This window comes from Planotetraspora kaengkrachanensis (assembly GCF_016862895.1).
In the GTDB taxonomy this organism is placed as follows: Bacteria; Actinomycetota; Actinomycetes; order Streptosporangiales; family Streptosporangiaceae; genus Planotetraspora; species Planotetraspora kaengkrachanensis.
Map to the genome: position 1 here is coordinate 268,949 of NZ_BONV01000006.1, position 21,208 is coordinate 290,156.

Consider the following 21,208-nt stretch of genomic DNA (forward strand, 5'->3'; position numbering starts at 1 on the left):
CGACGCCGGCTCCGTCACCTCCGCGGCCCGCGGCGTAGGCCCGCCTGGTTGGCCCAGAGCACCGCGACGATCAGGATCGCCGCGAGGCACGCCATGACGACGGGCACCACCCGCCACGCCGGTCGCCACGGGACGGCAAGGAGGAAGGGGACGAAGAATCCGGCCGCTATCAGGGGGAACCCGATCAGGCCCAGGCGGTCGAATGCGGACCAGGAAAGACGCGTGCGCACCAGCAGCGAGCCGCCCATCAGCACCGCCCCGACCCATCCGAGGGCGCAGGCGAAGGCGAAACCCATGGGGATCCATGCGACGCTGCGGGAACCGCCGATGGACAGCCCCAGCACGTGACCGCGCCACATGTCGGCCATCCCGTGCGCGCCGGGCCGGGCCTTGTCGTACAGCTGCTTGTCCACCGGGATCGTGTACCGGCGGTGGGACGCCCCGACGACCTCGACGACCACCTTGTAATCGACGTCCGCAGCGGCGACTTCGCCCACTGCGGCCACCCTGAAGATGGGCGGCTGGGGCGGTGGGAGGGGAGGCGGGTTCGGGAGCGGGTTCACCGGAGGCTGGTGGTCGGGGGTCGTGGAGATCGAGCGCGAGACGACGGTCACCGCCACTGTGGTGATGCAGTCCATCCGCCCGTCGGCTCGCAGGGTGTCGCATCGCGAGGCGTCCGCGAAGTCGTACGCGTCGGCGTAGCTGGAGGAGCCCGCCACTACGGCCACGCAGGCGAGGCCGGCGCCGACCACGAAGAAGATGAACCGGCCGGTACTCCATCGCCTTACCAGGCGGTTCACGACCGGGGGTACGAGGCCCATAAACCATGATCCACTGCTGGTCTGGCAGGGGTCAAGATTCGGCCACACAAGGTCGCCCGCGCGCGCCGGCGCGGCCGTCGACGCCGCTCAGTCTTCTGCGAGGGCGAGGAGTTTGGTGACGGTGTTCCAGTTGCGCATCGTGGCGACCGCTGACGACCGCTTCCCCAGCAGTGGCGGCAGCTTCGGGCGCCCGAGGCCGTCGGGGAAGTACATGTAGAGCTCACGTCTGCCGACGCGCATCTCCTCCGGGGCGTAGCTCGCCGGGTCGATGCCCTCCAGCGCCCGCCGGTCCGGTTCGGCGGCAAGGAACACCACCGCGAACTTGGCCGGGTCCCGCACCTCCAGGGGATTCTCCTCGACCACCGCGCGCAGTTCCCCGGCCGTCCGGACGACGACGGCCACCTCCATGCCCAGCTCTTCGGTGATCCGCTGCTCGATGGTGGCGGCGACGCGCTCGCGGGGAGCCTCGTCACCGGTGAACACGGCGTTCCCGCTTCGCAGGTGGGTGCGCACCCCCGTGTGTCCCAGTCCCTCCAGCAGCGCGCGCAGGTCGGCCATGGCCATCTGGCTGCGGGGATTGACGTTGATGCCGCGTAAGAGCGCCACGTATCGCATGGCGTCGCCTCCTGGGTCCGGGGGAGCACCGGTGACGCTACCGCCTGTACCTGTCGCCGAATGTCATGTTCGGCGAACCGCCGGCCGTTCCGGCGGGAGGGAGTTCACGAGGACGGACCGCCCAAGCGCTCGAGATTCCTCGACGTCGTCGCGTGAGAGGCGATCGTGCCGCAAAGAGTGAGAGCAGGCCCGCTGGGGACGGGCCTGCTCTCTCCTGACGAGGGGGACCTCCGGGGCAGGGGAACCTCGGGGGCTCGTCAGGGGATCAGGGGCGGATACGCGGGGTCGAGCAGACCCCGCTCCGCGAGCGCGCCGTACAGCGGCGTGGTCTCCGGGAAGTGGCCCCAGCCGTGGTCGCCGGACCCGTCGCCGACGTGTCCGAGGAGCTGGCGCTGGATCGGGTTGAGCGTCTCGAACCACGGCTGCCGCGGCAGGTCGGCCACCTCGTCCCGGATGGTGATCCAGCGGTAGGTGTAGCCGAAGAAGGCGACGACGCGGGTGAAGTCCGAGTAGTTGTCCGACCGCGCGTGCCACAGCCTGCGGTCGAACAGCAACACGTCTCCGGGGTTGACCGTGAGCTCGACCGCTCCCTCGGGCCGCGGGTGCGCCATGTCGCGCCGGGGCGGACCGGGCAGCCAGTTGGTCTTGTGGCTGCCGGGGATGACGGTCAGGTTGCCCCTGCCGGGGCGGGAGACGTCGGAAAGCCAGTAGGCCAGCTTCACCGACAGCCTCGGCCGGGGATCCACCTCGATCTCCCGGTTCTGCCTGCCGCCGTCCTGGTGCCACTCCCACCGGAACGGCCGCGGCTTGCGCAACATCGGGTGGACGTCGAAATGCGAGTGATAGACGTGCACGTTCCAGCCGAGGAGGGACCACACATAGGGGAAGACAGCCGGATGGTCTGCGAGTCCGGCCAGTTCGGGGCAGTAGGTGGCGGCGCTCAACTGATGCAGCGCGACCCCGTCGGCGCCTTCCGGCGAGTTCATGTACACGCGCTGGACGGCGCCGTGGTAATGATCGACTTCCTCAGAGCTGAGCGCACCGGGAATGACCAGAAAGCCGTCCTGTTCGAACTGCTCCCGCTCGGCGGCGGTCATGGGCGTCCAGGTGTCGATCACGGAGAACTGGGTCATGGTCACGCTCTTTCGGTGGTCCCTCGATGAACAACTGGAACCCGCGGGCTTCGACAGGCCTGTGGGCCGGCCGAAGCCGTGCACGGGTCACCCTCTATTCGCCGAAGTCCTGTTTCGGGTTCGCAGTAAGAAGTGGACCGAAACGCCCAAAAGTTACAAACGACTTGTCCGGGGGTTCTGCCGGCCGGGCAGCGGGCGACACGTTCGTGCTCCCGTGGTAGGTCTGACCCCCATGACCGAATACCGCGCCTCCTTCGACGCCACCGTCACCTTCGGCAACGGCGGCGACCTGACCGTGCACGGCTTCCGGGTGGACGTGCCCGGCCCGGACGTCGGAGACGGCGAGATCGCCGCCCTGTTCGTCGCCTCGCTCGGCCTGTTGATGAGCGACGCGGTCGAGCTCCGCGATGTCGAGATCTTCGCCGAGCCGCACAAGGGGACCAGGGGAGGCCCGTCGGATCACCGGGCCGGTCCGGACGGTGCGTCCGGCAGGTTCGTCGAGCTCGGCCATGTCGTCCGCGCCGGAATGGTGACCTATCCCGGCCTTCCCGCGCCGGAGATCGACGCCCATCTGACCCGGGAGGCTTCACGTGAGCTCTACGCTCCCGGCACCGAGTTCGCCATCGGCAGGCTCACCCTGGTGGGGAACACGGGGACCTACCTCGACGCGCCGCACCACCGCTACGCGGACGGCGCGGACCTCGCGTCGATCCCGCTGGAGGCGACCGTGGACCTGCCCGCGGTGGTCGTCAGGATGACGGGGGACCGTCGGGCGGGCATCGGCGTGGGGGCGCTGGCAGGCCTGGACGTCCGCGGCGCGGCCGTGCTTCTGCACACCGGTGACGACGCCAGGTTCGGCACGCCGGGCTACGCGGAGGACCGGCACTTCCTCACGCGAGAGGGCGCCGCCCACCTGGTCGAGCGGGGCGCGGCGCTGGTCGGGATCGACGCGCTCAACATCGACGACACCGCCGACCTCGAACGGCCCGCCCACACGCTGCTGCTCGCGGCGGGCGTTCCCGTCGTCGAGCACCTGACCGGTCTCGATCAGCTCCCGCCGACGGGCGCCAGGTTCACCGCGGTGCCGCTGCGCGTCGAGGGCTTCGGGACGATCCCCGTCCGCGCCTTCGCGCGTCTCCCGCGGTGAACGTCCCCCCGTCTCTACGCGCCGGCCAGTTCCTTCAGCACGTCGCGCGGAGCGGGGCGCCAGCCGAGCTCCTCGCGGGCCCGTGCGGAGGTGAACCGCTGGTCAAGGGCGAAGGCGTCGGCGATGGGGCCCATCTCGTCCCGAGCCTGCGCGAGCGTGATCGAGGCGACCTTCCCTGGACAACCGATCGCCTCGCTGACGGCCTGGGCCACCTCCAGCACGCTGGGGGCCTCCGCGCCGACTCCGTTGTACCTCGCGCCCGGCTCGGCGCCGAGCGCGCGCACGTACAGCTCGGCGATGTCGTCGACGTGCACGAGGGCCCACCGCTTGGCGCCGTCCCCGATGTAACGGACCTCGCCCCTTTCCTTCGCAGGCCGGACGAAGAAGTCCTCGATCAGCCCGCGACCGCCGCCGTACACGATGCCCGGCATCACGAGCACCGGCCGGCCGCCGAGGTCCGCCCGGGCGAGGACCTGCTTCTCGTTGGCCGACCGCCAGGCGACGATCGAGGGCGGCGCCGGCGGGGCGTCCTCTTCCGCCGGGCCCTGGGTGTCTCCGTAGACCCAGACCCCTCCGGTGTGCACGTACGGCCGGTCGCCTGCGCCGTCCTGCATCGCCGTGGCCGCCGCAAGATCGACCTCGACGACGTCGCCACCCACATGCTGGGCGAGGTGGATGACGCCGCCGGCGCCGGCCGCCGCGTCCCGCAGCACGTCCAGATCGGCCAGGCCGCCGGGGACCACTTCCGCGCCGAGCGCGCCCACGGTGCGCGCCGCGGCCTCGCTGCGGGCCAGCGCCGCTACGGTGTGGCCGTGCGCGATCAGGGCGCGGATGGTGGCCTGGCCGATGTAGCCGGAGGCCCCGGTCACGAAGACCTTCATGTCCTGCTCCTTCAGATGATGCCCAGAAGATGATCGGCGGGCCGGCCGGACCCCCGCCGCGGACGCGTCCGCCGACGCGTTCCACGAGGTCAACTCTGGTCCCGGAGGGAGAGGCCGTCCAAGACCTCTTTTCCATCACGCAATACCCTGAAGGTATGACCCATGCGGACGTCGACCTTCGGAAGCTGCGCTACTTCGTGGCGGTGGCGGAGGAGCTGAACTTCGGAAGGGCCGCGCAACGGCTGCACATCGCCCAGCCCGTCCTGTCGCGGCAGATCCAGGCGCTCGAGAGAGAGCTGGACGCGCAGTTGTTCGTCCGCGACAAGCGTCGCACGAGGCTGACGCCGGCGGGGGAGCAGTTGGTCGCCGACGCCGAACTGGTGCTGGCCGGAGCGGAGGCGCTGCGCCGCCGGGTCGCCCAGGCCGCCAGTGCCGCGGGCACCTTCACGGTCGGCTTCATGCCGGGCCTCACCGTCACGGGGCCGGTCAGGGCGTTCGGGGACGCGCATCCCGGGCTCACGGTCGAGGTGCTGCGCACCAGCTGGAACGACCAGGTGAGCGTGTTGCACGACGGCCGGGCTGACGTCGGCTACGTGCGGCTGCCGATCGACGCCGCCGGGCTCGAGGTGCGCCCCCTCTTCAGCGAACGGCGGATGGCCGTCGTCGGCACCGGGCATCGGCTCGCCGGCCGTACATCGGTGAACATCGCCGATCTCGCCGACGAGCACCTGCTGCAACATCCCGACACGGTGCCCGAGTGGGGCCAGGTGGCCAGGGAGACACGCGGACGCCGGGAGACACCGCCTCCGGAGATGCGCAGCGTGGAGGAGAAGCTCGAGCACGTCGCCGCGGGGCGCGGCATCAGCATCCTGCCGGAGTCGACCGCGACCTACTACCAGCGGCCCGACGTGGCCTACGTGCCGATCGCCGACATCCCGCCGGGTCAGGTGGCGCTCGCCTGGGTGGCGGCCCGTCGCGACCCGCTCATCGCCGGGTTCGCCGCCCTGGCCGTCACGATGCGCTGACCGTCAGTCGCGCGTGCGTGTGCCGACGGGCGTCGCGTCATGCGAACGCCGCAGACGCCCACGCGACGCGTACGAAGCCGTCGTAGGTGATCTCCTCGCTGCTGCGGACCATCGTCACCTGGAGCCGAACGCGGCTGCCCCCGGAGACCGGCACCTTGATCTGCTGCGGGTTCTGGTAGGTCCGGCATGGCGAGCCAGGAAGGCCAAGGGGCGTCCGAGCAGGGGATCGGCCGCCAGGCAGGGGAGGCTGCCGCCCCAGCTCAGGCGGCCATCTGAGGCGTAGAAATGTCAGTGGCGACAGGCAGGATGAATCCATGACCGACGCGCCCCCCATCGCCACCCTGGCCGACGCCACGGCCTACGCCGAAGCCGTCCAGATCGCCGTCGACTCGTCAGCGGCCTATTACGCCGACGGCACCTCCACGCTCGACGACGACGCCTACGACCGGCTGGTCCGCGGCATCCAGGCCTACGAAGAGGCGCACCCCGAGTCGGTGCTTCCCTCGTCACCGACCGGCAAGGTGGCCGGCGGGGCCGTGGTGGGCGACGTGCCGCACACCGTGCCCATGCTCAGCCTGGACAACGTGTTCGGCGCCGAGCAGCTCACCGACTGGGCGGCCGGGCTGGAGCGCAGGCTCGGCAGGCCCGTCACGGTGTGGAGCGTAGAGCCCAAGCTCGACGGGCTGGCGATCTCCGCCCGCTACCGGCACGGCCGCCTGACGCAGTTGATCACACGGGGTGACGGCACGGCGGGCGAGGACGTCTCCCACGCCATGGGCACCATCGTCGGCCTGCCCGACCGGCTGGCCGAGCCGGTCACGGTGGAGCTGCGCGGCGAGGTGATGATGACGGCCTTCCAGTTCGAGCAGGCGTGTGCCAAGCGGCAGGCGCACGACGGCACCACGTTCGCCAACCCGCGCAGCGCAGCCGCGGGCACGTTGCGGGCACAGGACCGTCCGTACGTGTGCGAGCTGACCTTCATCGGCTACGGCGTCCTGCCGCCGCCTGACGACGACTCCGACCTCGCCGTTGGCCTGCGCGAGCTGCCGCACAGCCAGATCATGGACTGGGTGGCCGCGCAGGGTGTGCAGACCACGGCCGCAACGCCTGTAGCCGGCATCGTGGCCGAGACGCTGGAGCGCGTGCAGGAGCGCGTCAGGGAAATCGCCGCGATCCGTGCCGAGCTGCCGTTCGGCATCGACGGCATCGTGATCAAGTGCGATCTGGCCGCTGATCAGGCACAGGCGGGGTTCAGCTCTCGTGCGCCCCGGTGGGCCGTGGCATTCAAGCTGCCGCCGGTCGAGAAGATCACTCGCTTGCTCGCCGTGGAGTGGAACACCGGCCGCACCGGTGTCATCGCCCCGCGCGCGGTGCTGGAGCCGGTCGAGCTGGACGGCAGCATCGTCACCTACGCCACCTTGCACAACGTCGCCGACATCACCCGGCGCGGCCTGATGCTGGGCGACAGGGTGACCGTCTACAAGGCGGGCGACGTCATCCCGCGGGTGGAGTCGCCCGTGGTGCACATGCGCACCGGCGACGAGCGGCCGATCGCGATCCCGGCGGTCTGCCCGTCCTGCGGCGATGCCATCGATACCAGCCAGGAGCGATGGCGGTGTGTGCGCGGCCGTGGGTGCCGGGCGATCGCCTCGATCACGTACGCCGTCAGCCGCGACCAGCTCGACATCGAGGGCCTGGCGGAGAACCGCATCCAGCAACTGCTGGACACGGGGCTGATCGCCGACTTCGCCGACCTGTTCTTCCTGACCCGCGAGCAACTGCTCGGGCTGGAGCGGATGGGGGAGACCAGCACAGACAACCTGCTGGCGGCGCTCGAGCGAGCCAAGGGCCAGTCGCTGAGCAGGGTGTTCTGCGCGCTGGGCGTGCGTGGCACCGGCCGTTCCATGAGCCGCCGCATCGCCCGGCACTTCGCCACGATGGACGCCATCCGCGCCGCCGACGCCGAGGCGATCCAGCAGGTGGAGGGCATCGGCCCGGAGAAGGCACCGGTCGTGGTGGCCGAGCTGATCGAGGTCGCGCCGCTGATCGACAAGCTGGTCATGGCGGGGGTGAACATGACGGAGCCGGGGGTCGCGCCCCCCGCACCGGACGACCAGGCCGCCGTCGCGGACACCGGCACTCACCTGCCTCTCACAGGCATGTCCATCGTGGTCACCGGTGCGATGACCGGGAAGCTGGCGGCGTTGTCGCGTAACGAGATGAACGAGCTCATCGAGCGAGCCGGCGGCCGCGCCTCCTCCAGCGTCTCGGCCAAGACCAGTCTGCTGGTGGCGGGGGAGAACGCGGGCTCCAAGCGGGCCAAGGCCGAAACGCTCGGCGTGCCGATCGTCACCTCCGACGACTTCGCCGCCCAGGTGGCCGCCTTCCTGGCTGAGTGAGTGTTTGAGAAGATCGTTTGCGGCTAGGTTCAGGCGCAGATGTAGCGTGCTTGGTGTTGGGCGGTTTTCTCGGGTGAGGCGGCGGGCCATGCCGGCGACGGCGGCGAGAGGGCGGTCGCGTGGCCGGCGGCCTGGCGTGATGCGCCGACCAGCCCGTCCGTCGTTCACTCCAGGTGTGCGCGGATGCGATCGGCCACCTCGGCGGCCTCTTCGGGTGTCTGCGTGACGACTCCGTTCTCGGTCATCAGCGCGTAGTGCTGCTGCCTGCCGTACGGGACGCCCGGGGGCAGCGGCGCGACGTGCCAGTGCAGGTGGGCGTTGCCCTGACGGCTGCCGAGCGACAGCAGGTAGGTGCGCTCGGTGGGGACGCTCGCCTCGACCGCGAGGGCGACGCGGCGGACGAGCGCCATCAACGAGAGGTAGTCCCCCTCGTCGAGATCACGGACGGCGTGCTCGATGTGCGCCTTGGGCGCGACCAGCGTCCTGCCCACCATCGTGGGATGGCGGTCGAGGAAGGCGATGTGCCGCTCGTCTTCGAAGACCACCTCGTGCCGGTAACCGGGGTCGCCGCCCACGAGGGAGCAGACGAAGCACGGGCCCTGGCGGGCGCGCAGCTCGTAGCCGGTCACGTCGAACGGCGCTCGCCGATCAGAAACCGAATCGTTCATGACCTTTCGACCTCCCGGGTGTCGTACGGCGGGCCGCGGCGTCCCCCTCCGGGGCGTACCGCTGGTGGAGCTGTGCGAGGCGATCCTGGAGCTTGGCATGGCGGAACTGGTAGACCGGGCCCGCCTGGCGGAGCAGGCCCGTCCGGTGGGCGTCCTCGAGGAAGCTCATCAGCCGCCGCGGCGTACGGCCGCGCAGGCGCAGCATCGACACGGCGACGATGTAGATGGAGCTGGCGCCGGTGAAGCCGAAGGTGAGCGTGAAGACCACGCCGCCCGCGATCCCGAAGGCGACCCCGGCCTCGACTCCCCGCAGCAGGCCGGAGAACCCGTTCACCAGCGTTCCGGCGATTCCGAAGGCGAGTCCGAGCGCCAGCCCGAAGGTCAGCGACCGTCCGTACACCAGTTGGAGGTCGCGCCGCAGCGTGATCAGCGGCGCCTGCGGGCGATCGCTCGTCAGCGGGGTCGTCACCCACCGGTTGAGCCCGAGCGTGAGACCCCCAACGGTGCCGACGACCAGGCCGAAGAGGACGAAGTCCCCGGCCGCCGAGCTGATCCCCGCGACGCGCCACAGCGCGAAGGCGGCGAGCATGCCCACGGGGAGCACGAGCACCAGCCCCAGCGCCAGCTGCCCGGCGAGCCGCTGGAGGTGGCCGCCAAGCCGCAGGTTCGCATAGGCCGGCTCGAGCGTGGAACCCTTCAGCCGCTCGAGGATGAACCCGCCGACCAGACCGCCCACCAGCCCGCCTACGGGTCCTCCCGCGAGGCCGAACAGGAGCGCGTCCCAGAGGCTGCCCTCGTGCGGGCTCCGCAGCGCCACGATGACGTCGCTGGTCAGCCCGACCGTGAGTCCCACGGTGAGTCCCACGGTCACACCGCCGACCAGGATGCTCAAGCGCCTGGACACGGCGCGGTGCAGGTGCCACCAGCGGAAGTCCCGGGTGCCGGTCGCGGACATGTGGTGGGCGAGGAAGGACAACCAGCGCCTGGCGTCCTCGGGGCTCCACGCGCGGTGCGGCCGGAACGGATGGTCGTGGTCGTGGGGGTCGGCGGGGTCGTGCTCCGGCGGGGTCGCCGCGAAGGTGGCCTGTACGAGGTTGTCGAGAAGGTGGTCGGTGACGGAGGCCGCCGTCGGAAAGCGCGCGGGGTCGCACAACGGGGCGGGGTCCGTGTGGGTCTCGATGTAGACCTTGCACAACAACCACAGGGACAGCGGCGTGGACAGGGCGCCGGAGACCGGCCCGTCCGGGTCGTTCTTGATGGTGGACAGCAGACCCGTCCACGCGGCCGCCTGACGGGGCGCCAGGCGGTTGCGGACGTACGCGATCACGTCGGCGTTCTTGACGGGGCGCGGCTCGATGACGGCCCCGCCGGCGAGCATGTCGCCGCCGGGGAGGCTGACGGCGTCCAGGTACTCCGTCGTGCGGCAGGTGAGGATCACCGCCTCGGTGGTCGGAGCCGCGTTAAGGGCGGCGATCACCCGGGGCTGGATCCGCACGGGCAGTTCGTCGAGGCCGTCGAGGACCGGCAGGATGCGGCGGTGCGCGACGAGGCCGCGCGCGGCGTCCGGCCCGAAGTCGGGGGCCCGCAGCGCGGAATAGTTCTCCCGCAGCCGCCGGACGAGCCACCTGTGCACGGACTCGGCTTCGGGATCCCAGCCCGACATCGACAGCAGCACGGGGACGGGGTCGCCGGGCTGGGGATCCTCCAGGAGTTCCCTGAGCAGCAGGACGGCCAATGTGGTCTTGCCCATCCCCGGCTCGCCCAGGATCACCAGGCGCCGCCGCGCGAGCTTGCGGAAGCGGCCCGCCATCTCCGGCATGCGGTCGGTGCGCCCGTCGAACCGCACCCGGCCGAGTCCGAACCACGATCGCAGGAACCTCGGCCGGTCGATCCGGTCGTCCTGGTCCATGACGTCGAGGCCGGAGATGCGCCAGCGGACCGGCAGCGGCGACGGCTCGTCGAGCTCCCGGATGAGGATCTCCTCACGCCACTGCGCGCGCACGAGGACCCGCAGCGCCTGTTCGGCCCGGTCGACCTGGTCGGGGGTGCTGGTCCTGCCCGGCCGCCGCTCCCGCCAGGTGCCGACCACCGGGGGGATGAGCGCCAGCACGCCGAGGGCGACACTGGCGAGTTGTGCCCAGTTGGCGGCCTTGTCCGACTCGGACAGCTCGGCCAGCGCGTAGCTGATGCCGAGGATGACGGCCACGACCGCGACCGGGATCGCGACGCGTCGCCACCCGGGCAGGCCTCTCATTCCCACATGGTGACAGCGATGATGATGGACGACGGAATTTGGCCGCATTAGGACAGCGAACCTGTTGCCGGATCAAGTGCTCGATCCACGCAAGACCGGCAGCGCGTCGTCCTGGCCGGTCGGCGTCAGGCCCTGTCGAGGATGAGGTCCGCGGCGTGCCAGGCCATCGCCATGATGGGGCCGTTCAGGTTGCCCGACACCATGGTCGGCAGGACCGAGCAGTCCACCACCCGGAGACCGTCGACGCCTCTCACGCGCAACCGTGAGTCGACCACATGGCCGTCGTCCGGGCCCATCGCGCACGTCCCGATCGCGTGGTAGCCGCAGTAGCCTCCGTCGAGCGCGGCGTCGACGACGTCCTCGTCGGACTGAACCTCGAGGCCGGGGAACGTCTCGTACATGAGCCGCGAGGCGATCGGTTCCTGTGCGAAGAACTCGCGCATCCGGTGGAAGAGGTCGACGCCCACGCGGCGGTCGTGGTCGGACGCGAAGTAGCCGGGGTCGACCCGCAGCGGAGCGTCCGGATCGGCCGACGTGATGGCCACGCTGCCTTCCGACGTCGGGCGGAGCACTTCGGCGACCACCGACAACCCGGGCTCCTTCTCGACCGCGACCGTCTCACCCGCCTTGTACGTCGAGACCGACCACGGTCCCATGAGCAGCTGGGCGTCCGGGCGGTCGAGCTCCGGACGGGACTTGAGGAAGGCGATCACGTCGTACGCGGGGGCGGCGAGTGGGCCCTTCCTGTTCAGCAGGTACTTCAGGGCGGTCACGCCCTGCCGGCCGGGTGTGGAGAGCAGTCTGTTGTAGCCGAGGTTCTCCTTGAGGCGGAACTTCAGCGCCAGGCATCGGTGCTCACGCATGTGCGCGCCCACCGCCGCCCGTTCCAGACGCAGCTCGACTCCGGCGGAGCGCAACACGTCGGACGGCCCGATTCCGGATGACTGCAGCAGTTTGGGCGTGGCGAGGCTCCCGAGGGACAGGACGACCTCGCGGCGGGCCAGGTAGTCCGTCAGGCCGCCTCTGGCGTCGCGCGCCCGTACGCCGATGCACTTGTCGCCCTCGAAGAGCAGCTCCGTCGCGAGGGCGCCCGTCACGACGGTGAGATTGCCCCGGCCGCGGACGGGGTGCAGGAACGCTCTGGCCGCGCTGAATCTCCGGCCGTCCTTGATGGTCGCCATCGCGTGGCCGATGCGCTCGCCGTCGGACTCGTTGACGTCAGCCATGGCGGTCAGGCCGAGTGCGGCGCCTGAGGCGATCATCTCCTCGCACAGCGGATCAGGATCGCGGGGGAGGGACACGTGCAGGGGCCCGCCCACACCGCGGGTCTCCGTCGCGCCGAGCGCGTTGTCCTCGATGGTGCGGAAGATCGGCAGGATGGTGTCCCAGCCCCAGCCCGGATTGCCCAGCCGTACGAGTTCGTCGTAGTCGGCCTGCCCGCCCCGGTTGTACACCATTCCGTTGATCGAACTGGATCCGCCGAGGACCCTTCCGCGGGGCCAGATCTCGGATGCGGCGCTCGGGCCGAACGGGAGCGTCGGATAGTGCCAGACCTTCGCCGGATCGTCGAAGAGCTTCCCGAACCCCTTCGGAATCCCGTAGAGGGGGTTGCGATCGGAGCCACCCGCCTCGAGCAGCAGCACCGTGACCTTCGGATCCTCCGACAACCGGTTGGCCAGCACGCATCCGGCCGACCCCGCCCCGACGATCACGTAATCGATCATGTAAGTGGATATATCGATGTCTTGATATATCCGTCAATACGGCTCTGCTGGGCCGTGCCCGGATGCGGGACCTAACCGCAGTGGGACCAGCCGCTCTTCCAGCTGGCCGAGCCGTACCCGCCGCCCCAGATCACGCAGGTGCCCGGGGCCGCCAACCGGACCGGGCCCGCGTAGGCGGTGTAGTCGCCCGCGTCGTTGCCGCTGGAGCCGCCCTGAACCTGCAGGACGGCACTCATCTTGATCTTCTGGGTGATGACGTACTTCGACATCGTCACCACACAGTTCTTGCCCGACCCGTTGTTGTAGAGCAGGTAGACGGTGGCGCCGTTCAGGGCGTGCGAGTCGACGACTCCGTACCCGGACCCGCACACCTGAGCCGCCGTGTACGGGTTCGGCTTTGGGGGAGTCGCGGGAGGGGCGGAAGTCGGCGGGGCGCCGACGGGGTGGACGACGAAGGCGGCTGTGCGGGGTCCGCCGGAGGCGGTGCGGCACTGGCGGGGGCGGACCGGGAGGCCGACGCCGCGGGTGTGTGAGCGGAGGTGCCGGCCCCCTTCTGACCCTTGCCCGCGGAGGCGTCGTCCGCGGAGGTCTTGCCCGCCGAACCGTCACCGGCCTGGCCGCCTGAGGGGCGTGTCGACGCGCCTGCCTGACCGTCGTCCGCGGCCTGGTCGCCGCCGGACGCGTCCACGGTTTCCGCCTGCTGCGCGACGGCGGTGGATCCGCCGGGCTCGTCGGACGACTTCGCGAGCGCCAGGGTGCCGACGACCAGGGCCGTGCCGGCGACCACCGCCGAGACCGCCAGTGTGACGCCGCGCCGCTGCCTGCCTTTGCCCACCTGGGTCTGGTCGGCGGCGTGTCCGTTCCCGTGATGCCCGCCGCCCTGCGTGTCGTCGACCGCTCGACCGCTTCGCGGCGCAGGAGCGTTCCGGTGGTCTTCGCCGCCCCACCGGCCGCCCGCTCCGGCCGGCTGCCCGCCCATCAGGTAGGCCGCCACGTCCTCGGCCGAGGGACGGCGGGCGGGATCCTTGGACAGGCACGCGGCGACCACGTCACGCAGCGGCGAGTCCAGGGCGGTGAGATCGGGCTGCTCGTTGAGGATCCGCTGAATCACCGCGGGGATGGTGTCCGAGCCGAAGGCGGGAGTCCCCGTGGCGGCGAACACCATGGTGATGCCCCAGGCGAACATGTCCGCGGCGGGCGTCACGTTCGACCCGTGGACCTGCTCGGGAGCCAGGTACGAGGGCGTGCCGAGGGTGTCGCCGGTGGCCGTCGTGCCGGGCGTGTCCAGCGCCTTGGCGATGCCGAAGTCGATGACGACCGGACCCTCCGGGCCCATCAGCACGTTGGCGGGCTTGAAGTCGCGGTGCAGGACACCCGCCCGGTGGATCGCGGCCAGAGCGGTGACCGTGCTGATCGCCAGGCGGTCGAGTGAGGCTCCCCGGCGCGGTCCCTCGCGCTGCACGAGTTCGCGCAGCGACGGACCTGGGACGTACTCGCTGACGATGTAGGGCTGGTTGCCCTCGAGGTCGGCGTGCAGGATGGGGGCGGTGCAGAACCGGGCGACCCGCAGGGCGACCGAGACCTCGCGCAGGAACCTGGCGCGGGCCTCGGGATCGCTGGAAAGCCGGGCGTGCAGCAGCTTGATCGCGACCTGCTCGCCTGAGGGTGATCGGCCGAGGTACACGGCGCCCTGGGCGCCTTCTCCGATGCGCGCCACGATCTCGAAGTCGCCGAGGCGGCGCGGGTCATCGACCGTGAGGGCCTGCGCCACACCGACTCCCCGAAAGCGGATTTAGCACGACTTGTGAGGGAGAACAGTACCAGCGAGGCAGGGGATGCGTAGATCACCAAGCCCCCCCAACCCTTGTGGTGATCATGCACAGGTTCGCCCGCGCATGCCCTGGCCTGCACCGCCGTTCCGCGTGATCATGCACAGGTTCGCTCGCGACCGGGCTGACCTGCGCGAACCTCCGCCGTGATCATGCGCCGTGATCATGCGCCGTCATCAGGCGCGGTGGTCCTGCGCATGTCTCCGGACTCATGAGCGGTCACGGGCGCGACGCGGTACCCGAACGGAGCCGGTGAACTCTCGACAGTCGAGGGCCCGTCAGGGATTGACCTGGTATGACCCGCTTAGAGATGCATTGTCGGATCGCACTACACTCCTGTGATCCCGTCATCTGGGCGCACGGGCGCTGCGAACGGCTGCGGGCCCTCGGCGTTGTTCACGGGAAGAGGATCGACATGATCGATTTGCGTAGCGACACCGTCACCCGTCCGAGTCAGGCGATGCTGGCGGCGATGGCGGCGGCCGAAGTGGGCGACGACGTCTGGGGCGACGACCCCACGGTCCTGCGCCTGCAGGCGACGGTGGCGGAACGCGCCGGCAAGGAGGCTGGTCTGTTCTTCCCGAGCGGCACGCAGAGCAACCTCGCCGCGCTGATGGCGCATTGCGGCCGGGGCGACGAATACATCGTCGGCCAGTCGGCGCACACGTACCGGAACGAGGGCGGCGGCGCGGCCGTGCTCGGCAGCATTCAGCCGCAGCCGATCACGAACGCCGCTGACGGCTCCCTGCCGCTCGACGAGATCGCCGCCGCGATCAAGCCGATCGACGATCACTTCGCACGCACGCGCCTGCTCGCTCTCGAGAACACGATCGGCGGGAAGGTGCTGCCGGCCGGGTACGTCGCCGACGCGGTCGCGCTGGCGAAGGGCCGCGGCCTCAGCACGCACCTCGACGGCGCGCGCGTCTGCAACGCCGCCGTCGCTTCGGGGCAGTCGATCGCGGCGCTCTGCGCACCGTTCGATTCGGTCTCGATCTGCTTCTCGAAGGGTTTGGGAGCGCCGGTCGGTTCGGTGCTGGTCGGCAGTGCCGACGTGGTCGAGAGCGCGCGCCGCTGGCGCAAGATGCTCGGCGGCGGCATGCGGCAGTCCGGAGTGCTCGCGGCCGCGTGCCTGTACGCCCTCGAGCACAACGTCGACCGTCTCGCGGAAGACCATGAGAACGCCGAGCATCTCGCGCGGGGGCTCGCGGAAATCGACGAGGTCCACGTGCAGTCGTGGGCGACCAACATGGTGTTCGCGGAGTTCCCGCAGGAGCAGTGCGCCGCGCTCGAAGCGTCGCTCAAAGAGCAGGGCATTCTCACGCAGATGCTCTACGCGTCACGCTTCGTCACGCACATGGACCTCACGCGCGCGGACATCGACATGTTCGTGTCGGCGGTGAAGAAGCACTTCGCCGGATAGGGCGTCGTTACCGCGCGGCCCGTGCCGCGCCCGGTGGTCACAAGTCGACGAGTTCGACGTTCACGGTCGCGACGTCACCCACGTCGAGGGCTTCGGCGGCGCGGACGGCACGCTTGATGGGCAGCGCATAGGTGCCGTGCGCGCTGTCGGGGAATATCGACGTCTTCCAGGTGCTCCCGCCGACCGTGACCCGCACCCGCAGAGAACCGAAGCCGCGACGCGATCCGCCCGCCCGGTCGCGGATCTCCTCGGACGCCTCGGCGGGGAGGCTGACGAAGGTCCACGTGTCAGAGCGCCGGGCATCCCATATCCACAGCTCGGCATCGAAAATGACCACCACGCGGCCATCATGGCACCGGGGTCCGACAGGCGGGTCTCCTCCATCACGGTGGGACGCCGTCGCGCGGCCGGCAGCCGCGCGGAAAGGCCGGCTGGAGCCGGTGACCCACGGGCGAACGACCGGCGAATGGTCGTCGTCTCGTGATCTCCAGTGGTGGGTGAATGGCGCATTATGTTACTGCGTGTTCTTACCGAGCGATGGGGAGTTCACTTGCAGTCGGCATGGTCCGATCCGCCGTTCCAACCCCTTGCCGCAGACGATCCGCGTGAGATCGGCGGCTACCGCGTCCTCGCCCGGCTGGGCGCCGGCGGCATGGGCAGGGTGTACCTGGGCAGCACCCAGAGCGGACGGCGGCTGGCGATCAAGGTCATCCGGCCCGAGTACACGGAGGACCCCGAGTTCCGCCGACGCTTCCAGCAGGAGATCGACGCGGCGCAACGGGTGCAGAGCATCTACACCGCCCCGGTCATCGACGCCGACACCCGGGCGGAGCAGCCGTGGCTGGCCACCGCCTGCATCCCCGGCCCTTCGCTCGCCCAGGCGGTGACCGAACTCGGGCCGTTGCCGGTGGACACCGTGCGCGTGCTGGTCGCCGGCGTCGCCGAGGCCCTGCAGGCCATCCACCGAGCCGGAATCGTGCACCGCGACCTCAAGCCCGCCAACGTCCTGCTCGCCCCGGACGGGCCCCGGGTCATCGACTTCGGAATCGCCCGTGCGGCCGACAGCACCCCGCTCACGCGTACCGGACGGCGGATCGGGTCGCCGCGGTTCATGTCGCCGGAGCAGGCCAGCGGGGAGTCGGCGACCACCGCCAGCGACATCTTCGCCCTGGGCTCCACGGCCTATTTCGCGGCCACGGGCCGTACTCCTTTCGGGGAGGGCCCGGACGCCACGCTGCTCTACCGGATCGTGCACGAGGAGCCCACGCTCACGGACTGCCCGGAGCCGATCCTGTCGCTGGTGAGCCGGTGCCTGGCCAAGGACGCGGAGGACCGCCCCTCGGTCGCGCAGGTCATCCAGACCATGATGATGACCGACACGGACGCGACGGTCGACTGGCTGCCGGCGACGCTGGTTCCCCGCCTGGACATGTACACCGCGCCCTTGGACATCTCCACCGAGCCGTCGGAGACGCCGGTTCCGCCCCGGCAGTCGTGGGCACGCCGCCTCGCGATCGCCGGGGTCGTCGCCGGCGTCGTGCTCGCGGCCGGCGTCGTCGCCATGGTGCGGAACGCCCAGGAGCCGGAGGCCAAGGCCGCGGCGACGAATTCGGCCGCTCCGCAGCAGCAGAAGGCGGCAGCCGGCGCCGGCCCGTCCGCGTCCGCGTCCGCGGTCAAGACGACTCCGGCGGACACCAAGAAGCCGGCTCCCGGCCGGTATCGCATCAACCGGCAGTTCTACACCGGGAGCGAATGGATTCTCGTCCTGAACTACTTCCAGGTGGGCAAGGACACTCTGACGGCGTACGTCGACTACCGCCCGAGGGGACGGACGCGACAGCTCACCTGTAAGGACGAACTTCCCACCGCCAGTGTGATCATGCTCGCCAGTGGCCAGGCCGTCCCGTCGAAGGAGACCTTCTGTTCCGCCCATCCGCACCGGAAGGACTGGACGGTGAAGGCCGGCAAGAAATTCACCGACCACGCGGTCTTCCCGATGCCCGACGATCTCAGCAAGCCGTTCACTCTGGAATGGCAGCCAGGCCTGAGCCTGTCCGGCAAGGTCAAGGGATTACTCCTTCGCTGACACGGCCGGGTCCCCCCGCGGACGCGGCGTGCCTCGTTCTGCGGGCCGGGTTCGCCTCGCCTCGGCCGTCCTGCCGCTGACCGATACCCCGGAATCCCGGAGCGCCGGCTCCGCACGCCCACCCCGCAGTTGTTCAGTTTAACTGTGCAGGTAAGCTGAACAACCTTGTCGATGTCTTCAGGGTGGGACCATGAACGAACACCGTGGGCCGTCGCCTTCGGCCGTCCGCGCGTCGCAGGAGGTGCGGGCCGTCATCGGGCGACTGCGGCGCCGCATCCGCGCCGCCGGAGGCACCGAGGACATCAGCCTCACCCAGGCGACGGTGCTCGCGCGCCTGATTGACAACGAGGGGCTCACGACGAGCGATCTCGCCGCCCTCGAGGGCATGCGGCACCAGTCGATGGCCACCACCGTCGCCGCTCTGGCCGGGCGGGCCCTGGTCGAACGGCGCCGCGACCCCGGCGACGGCCGCCGCCTGCTGATCGTCCTCACCGCCGAGGGACGCCGGCGCGCCGAGGCGGGCAGGCAGGCCCGCGGCGAATGGCTGGCCGCCGAGCTGCAGGAGAAGTGCACAGAAGAAGAACGGCAGACCGTGATCGCGGCCATGGCCGTACTGGAGCGGCTCGTCCATGACTGACCAGACGACCGCGGCGCCGGATGACACCGGGAAGGCAGGCTTCGACCGACGGCTCGTCCCCCCGATGGTGCTGGGCTCGATTCTGAACCCGATCAACTCCACCATCGTCGCCGTCGCGCTCGTCCCCATCGGGGCCGCGTTCGGGGCGCCGCCGTCGCAGACCGCGTGGCTGGTCTCCGCCCTCTACCTGGCCACCGCCCTCGGCCAGCCGATCGTCGGACGGCTGATCGACATCTTCGGCCCCCGCCGCCTCTTCCTCCTCAGCACCAGCCTCGTCGGCGTCGCCGGCGTCGTCGGCACCCTGGCCCCCAACCTTGGGGTTCTGGTCGCGGCACGCGTCCTGCTCGGCTTCGGAACATGCGCCGGCTATCCCGCCGCCATGGCACTGCTGCGCAGCGAGGCCAAGCGGACCGGCCAGGACAGCCCGGCAGGCGTGCTGACCGTACTGGCGGTCGCCAACCAGACCATCGCCGTGATCGGCCCCCTGCTCGGCGGCCTGCTGATCGGGGTGGGCGGATGGCGTTCCACCTTCGCGCTCAACATCCCCCTGGCCGCGGTCGCGGTCGCCCTCGGCGTGCTGCGGCTGCCCAGACAGCCGCACACCGGGGCCGCGGCCCGGAGTTCGGTCGCGCAGATCGACCTGCCGGGCATGGGCCTGTTCGCGGCGATGCTGTTCTCGCTGCTGATGTTCCTGATGAATCTGCACGCCGGCGCCTGGTACCTGCCGGTCATCACCGTCGCCGCCGGAGCCTGCTTCACGGTGCGGGAGTTGCGCGCCAAGACGCCGTTCATCGACCTGAGGGTGCTCGCCGGCAACGCCCCGCTGCTGGCCACCTACGGGCGGGCGCTGGTGGCCTACGTCGTCTCCTACGCCTTCCTCTACGGCTTCACCCAGTGGACGGAGGAGGGCTACGGCCTCTCGCCCCTCCATGCCGGGCTCGTCCAGATCCCGATGTTCCTCGTGGGGATCGCCGTCTCCGTCACGGTCGGCCGGCGCAACGGAGTCTTCGGAAAGCTCCTGGTCGGCGGTGTCGGTCAGATCGCGGCCTGCGCACTGATGCTGACCCTCTCCGCGGGCAGCCCGCTGTGGATGCTGGTCGTCGTCGCCGTCGTCTTCGGCGTGCCGCAGGGATCCAACAGCCTGGCCCTGCAGAACTCCGTCTACTTCCAGTCGGATCCCCAGCGCACCGGATCCTCCGCCGGCCTGCTGCGTACCTTCGCCTACCTGGGCTCGATGGTCGCGTCCTCCGCGACCGCCGCTTCCTTCGGGCAGCACGCCGGCACCCCCGGCATGCACCACCTCGCCTGGATCATGCTCGGAGCCGGAGTCCTCTACCTCCTCATCACCGTCTTCGACCGCAGCCTGCGACACCTGTCCGCCGGCCCGGCCGAACCCACTCGAACGGCATAGCCGACCGTTTCACTCAGCCGCGGGCCGCCAACCGATGTCTGCGAATGCCTGCGACGCCCAGTGCCGTACGAGGGGCAGATCGGATAGCTGGGATTCGTTGAGGATGGTTTCCTTGAAAAGATTCAGCGTTCTGGCCCGGAAGTCGGGTGTGAGTCGTTCACGATCGGCGGCGATCTGCCGCAGGACGCGAGCCAGGTAGGCGTCGCGACTCACCGTGTCCTCATCCGGGCGACTCCGCTGGATGACCGACAGGCAGTCCTCGTACGCCTGCTGGAGGTCGACGCCCCCGGTAGGGCGGCTGGAGGCGATCCACAGTCTGGTGATGGCATTGGTGACGGAGAGCGCCTGATCTGCGGAAAGGGTGGCAAAGGCGGTCGTTGCCTCCACGTCGTTGAGGTCACGTCTGTCCGCGTCGTCCATCTCGCGAGTGATGGGCGCGAGGGCGTGCCAGGCGATGTCCCCGGCCAGATCGCAGGTGAAGTGGCTCTCCCTGATCAGGTGTTGCGTGTCGACCTGACGCCAGCCCAGCCACTGTCTTCTGGCGTCATCAGGTGGGAAATGGAAGATCCAGAAGGCGTCGAGTTCGGGAGCTGCTCGAGGCTCATCTTCGGTCAGGCTGATGGAGACATCGCGCTCGTTGTCGTGCCAGGTCCGATCGAGGGTCAGGACGTGAGCGAGGTTCCGCCAGGCTTCCGCGACGAACTGCGATCTCCACAGCAGGGCGTGGCGTCGCCACTCGGCCGCTGGAAGGGGCGAGTGGGGGAACAGTTCGTGTCCGGCGACTGGGCCGCCGATCAGTGCGATCAGAAGGAGCAGGTTCGCGGAGTAGGCGGCATGCCGGGCCGGGGCGTTGAGGCGGGCGGGCTGATAGGAGTCGTGGGCGGTGTCCCGGTTCGGGTCGAGGGCGCTGCTGAAGGCGGTGAGCAGCAGGTCGCGGAGCAGCAGTCGCTGGTCGCGGGAGAGCCGCCGCGTGAGGGTGGCGAGGAATTCGATGATTTGGCCGCGGATCGTCAGGGGTGCGAAAGAAAGGAGAGCCCGTAGGAAGCCGTCATCCGTGGTGTGCCTGCTGCGGGTCACCGCGATGGTGGCAAGATCGGCGAGTTCGCGCATGATCAGCCGGGCGACGAGGAACTCACCGAACGTCGCGTGCAGGAAGGG

General features: G+C 70.2%; 17 protein-coding genes and 1 pseudogene. 7 read left to right on the plus strand and 11 right to left on the minus strand.

The window, feature by feature from the left end; translation table 11 throughout:
- Positions 1-14: 14 nt before the first annotated feature.
- The 3 genes from Pka01_RS11050 to Pka01_RS11060 all read right to left on the minus strand — a co-directional run bounded on the left by Pka01_RS11050 (position 15) and on the right by Pka01_RS11060 (position 2,569).
- Positions 15-821, minus strand: coding sequence for a hypothetical protein (locus Pka01_RS11050; protein ID WP_203882567.1), 807 nt, complete (start codon positions 819-821; stop codon positions 15-17).
- An 87-nt stretch (positions 822-908) separates the two neighbouring features.
- Positions 909-1,436, minus strand: a complete 528-nt coding sequence (locus Pka01_RS11055; protein WP_203882568.1) for a DUF1697 domain-containing protein — start codon at positions 1,434-1,436, stop codon at positions 909-911.
- Between the two features lie 257 nt (positions 1,437-1,693).
- On the minus strand, positions 1,694-2,569 hold the full coding sequence (locus Pka01_RS11060) for a phytanoyl-CoA dioxygenase family protein (RefSeq protein WP_203882569.1): 876 nt from the start codon (positions 2,567-2,569) through the stop codon (positions 1,694-1,696).
- Positions 2,570-2,801: 232 nt separating this feature from the next.
- Between Pka01_RS11060 and Pka01_RS11065 the strand changes: the two genes are divergently transcribed.
- A complete protein-coding gene (locus tag Pka01_RS11065) occupies positions 2,802-3,716 on the plus strand; it encodes a cyclase family protein (RefSeq protein WP_308442231.1) in 915 nt (304 codons plus the stop codon).
- A gap of 14 nt (positions 3,717-3,730) precedes the next feature.
- Here Pka01_RS11065 and Pka01_RS11070 read toward each other — a convergent pair whose 3' ends face one another.
- Entirely contained in the window at positions 3,731-4,597 is an 867-nt protein-coding gene (locus tag Pka01_RS11070) for an NAD-dependent epimerase/dehydratase family protein (RefSeq protein ID WP_203882570.1), read from the minus strand.
- Between the two features lie 155 nt (positions 4,598-4,752).
- On the opposite strand from Pka01_RS11070, the gene Pka01_RS11075 reads away from it, so the two are divergent.
- Together Pka01_RS11075 and ligA are read left to right on the plus strand one after the other, a co-directional pair.
- On the plus strand, positions 4,753-5,622 hold the full coding sequence (locus Pka01_RS11075) for a LysR family transcriptional regulator (protein WP_203882571.1): 870 nt from the start codon (positions 4,753-4,755) through the stop codon (positions 5,620-5,622).
- 314 nt (positions 5,623-5,936) lie between these two features.
- Complete coding sequence (gene ligA, locus Pka01_RS11080) at positions 5,937-8,021, plus strand: NAD-dependent DNA ligase LigA (RefSeq protein ID WP_203882572.1); 2,085 nt, start codon at positions 5,937-5,939, stop codon at positions 8,019-8,021.
- Between the two features lie 164 nt (positions 8,022-8,185).
- On the opposite strand, the gene Pka01_RS11085 is transcribed toward ligA, so the two are convergent.
- From Pka01_RS11085 to Pka01_RS11105, 5 genes are all read right to left on the minus strand, one after another.
- On the minus strand, positions 8,186-8,689 hold the full coding sequence (locus Pka01_RS11085; RefSeq protein ID WP_203882573.1) for an HIT family protein: 504 nt from the start codon (positions 8,687-8,689) through the stop codon (positions 8,186-8,188).
- Positions 8,670-10,943 carry an NACHT domain-containing protein gene (locus Pka01_RS11090; RefSeq protein WP_203882574.1) on the minus strand — a complete coding sequence of 758 codons (2,274 nt, stop codon included), beginning with the start codon at positions 10,941-10,943 and terminating at the stop codon, positions 8,670-8,672. The genes Pka01_RS11085 and Pka01_RS11090 overlap by 20 nt, the downstream gene beginning before the upstream one ends.
- Positions 10,944-11,068: 125 nt before the next feature.
- Complete coding sequence (locus Pka01_RS11095) at positions 11,069-12,667, minus strand: GMC family oxidoreductase (protein ID WP_203882575.1); 1,599 nt, start codon at positions 12,665-12,667, stop codon at positions 11,069-11,071.
- Positions 12,668-12,738: 71 nt separating this feature from the next.
- Complete coding sequence (locus Pka01_RS11100) at positions 12,739-13,038, minus strand: spore-associated protein A (RefSeq protein ID WP_203882576.1); 300 nt, start codon at positions 13,036-13,038, stop codon at positions 12,739-12,741.
- Entirely contained in the window at positions 12,996-14,438 is a 1,443-nt protein-coding gene (locus tag Pka01_RS11105; RefSeq protein WP_203882577.1) for a serine/threonine-protein kinase, read from the minus strand. Before Pka01_RS11105 ends, Pka01_RS11100 begins: the two co-directional genes overlap by 43 nt.
- Before the next feature lie 473 nt (positions 14,439-14,911).
- Between Pka01_RS11105 and ltaE the strand changes: the two genes are divergently transcribed.
- A complete protein-coding gene (gene ltaE / locus Pka01_RS11110; RefSeq protein ID WP_203882578.1) occupies positions 14,912-15,916 on the plus strand; it encodes a low-specificity L-threonine aldolase in 1,005 nt (334 codons plus the stop codon).
- A 37-nt stretch (positions 15,917-15,953) separates the two neighbouring features.
- On the opposite strand, the gene Pka01_RS11115 is transcribed toward ltaE, so the two are convergent.
- Positions 15,954-16,256, minus strand: a complete 303-nt coding sequence (locus Pka01_RS11115) for a DUF1905 domain-containing protein (RefSeq protein WP_203882579.1) — start codon at positions 16,254-16,256, stop codon at positions 15,954-15,956.
- 210 nt (positions 16,257-16,466) lie between these two features.
- Between Pka01_RS11115 and Pka01_RS11120 the strand changes: the two genes are divergently transcribed.
- The 3 genes from Pka01_RS11120 to Pka01_RS11130 all read left to right on the plus strand — a co-directional run bounded on the left by Pka01_RS11120 (position 16,467) and on the right by Pka01_RS11130 (position 20,050).
- A complete protein-coding gene (locus Pka01_RS11120; protein ID WP_239114892.1) occupies positions 16,467-18,002 on the plus strand; it encodes a serine/threonine-protein kinase in 1,536 nt (511 codons plus the stop codon).
- Positions 18,003-18,192: 190 nt separating this feature from the next.
- A complete protein-coding gene (locus Pka01_RS11125) occupies positions 18,193-18,639 on the plus strand; it encodes a MarR family winged helix-turn-helix transcriptional regulator (RefSeq protein ID WP_203882581.1) in 447 nt (148 codons plus the stop codon).
- A complete protein-coding gene (locus tag Pka01_RS11130) occupies positions 18,632-20,050 on the plus strand; it encodes an MFS transporter (protein ID WP_203882582.1) in 1,419 nt (472 codons plus the stop codon). Before Pka01_RS11125 ends, Pka01_RS11130 begins: the two co-directional genes overlap by 8 nt.
- Before the next feature lie 9 nt (positions 20,051-20,059).
- Here the strand turns inward: Pka01_RS11130 and Pka01_RS11135 are convergent.
- Positions 20,060-21,208, minus strand: a pseudogene (locus Pka01_RS11135) (hypothetical protein); the annotation flags it as partial.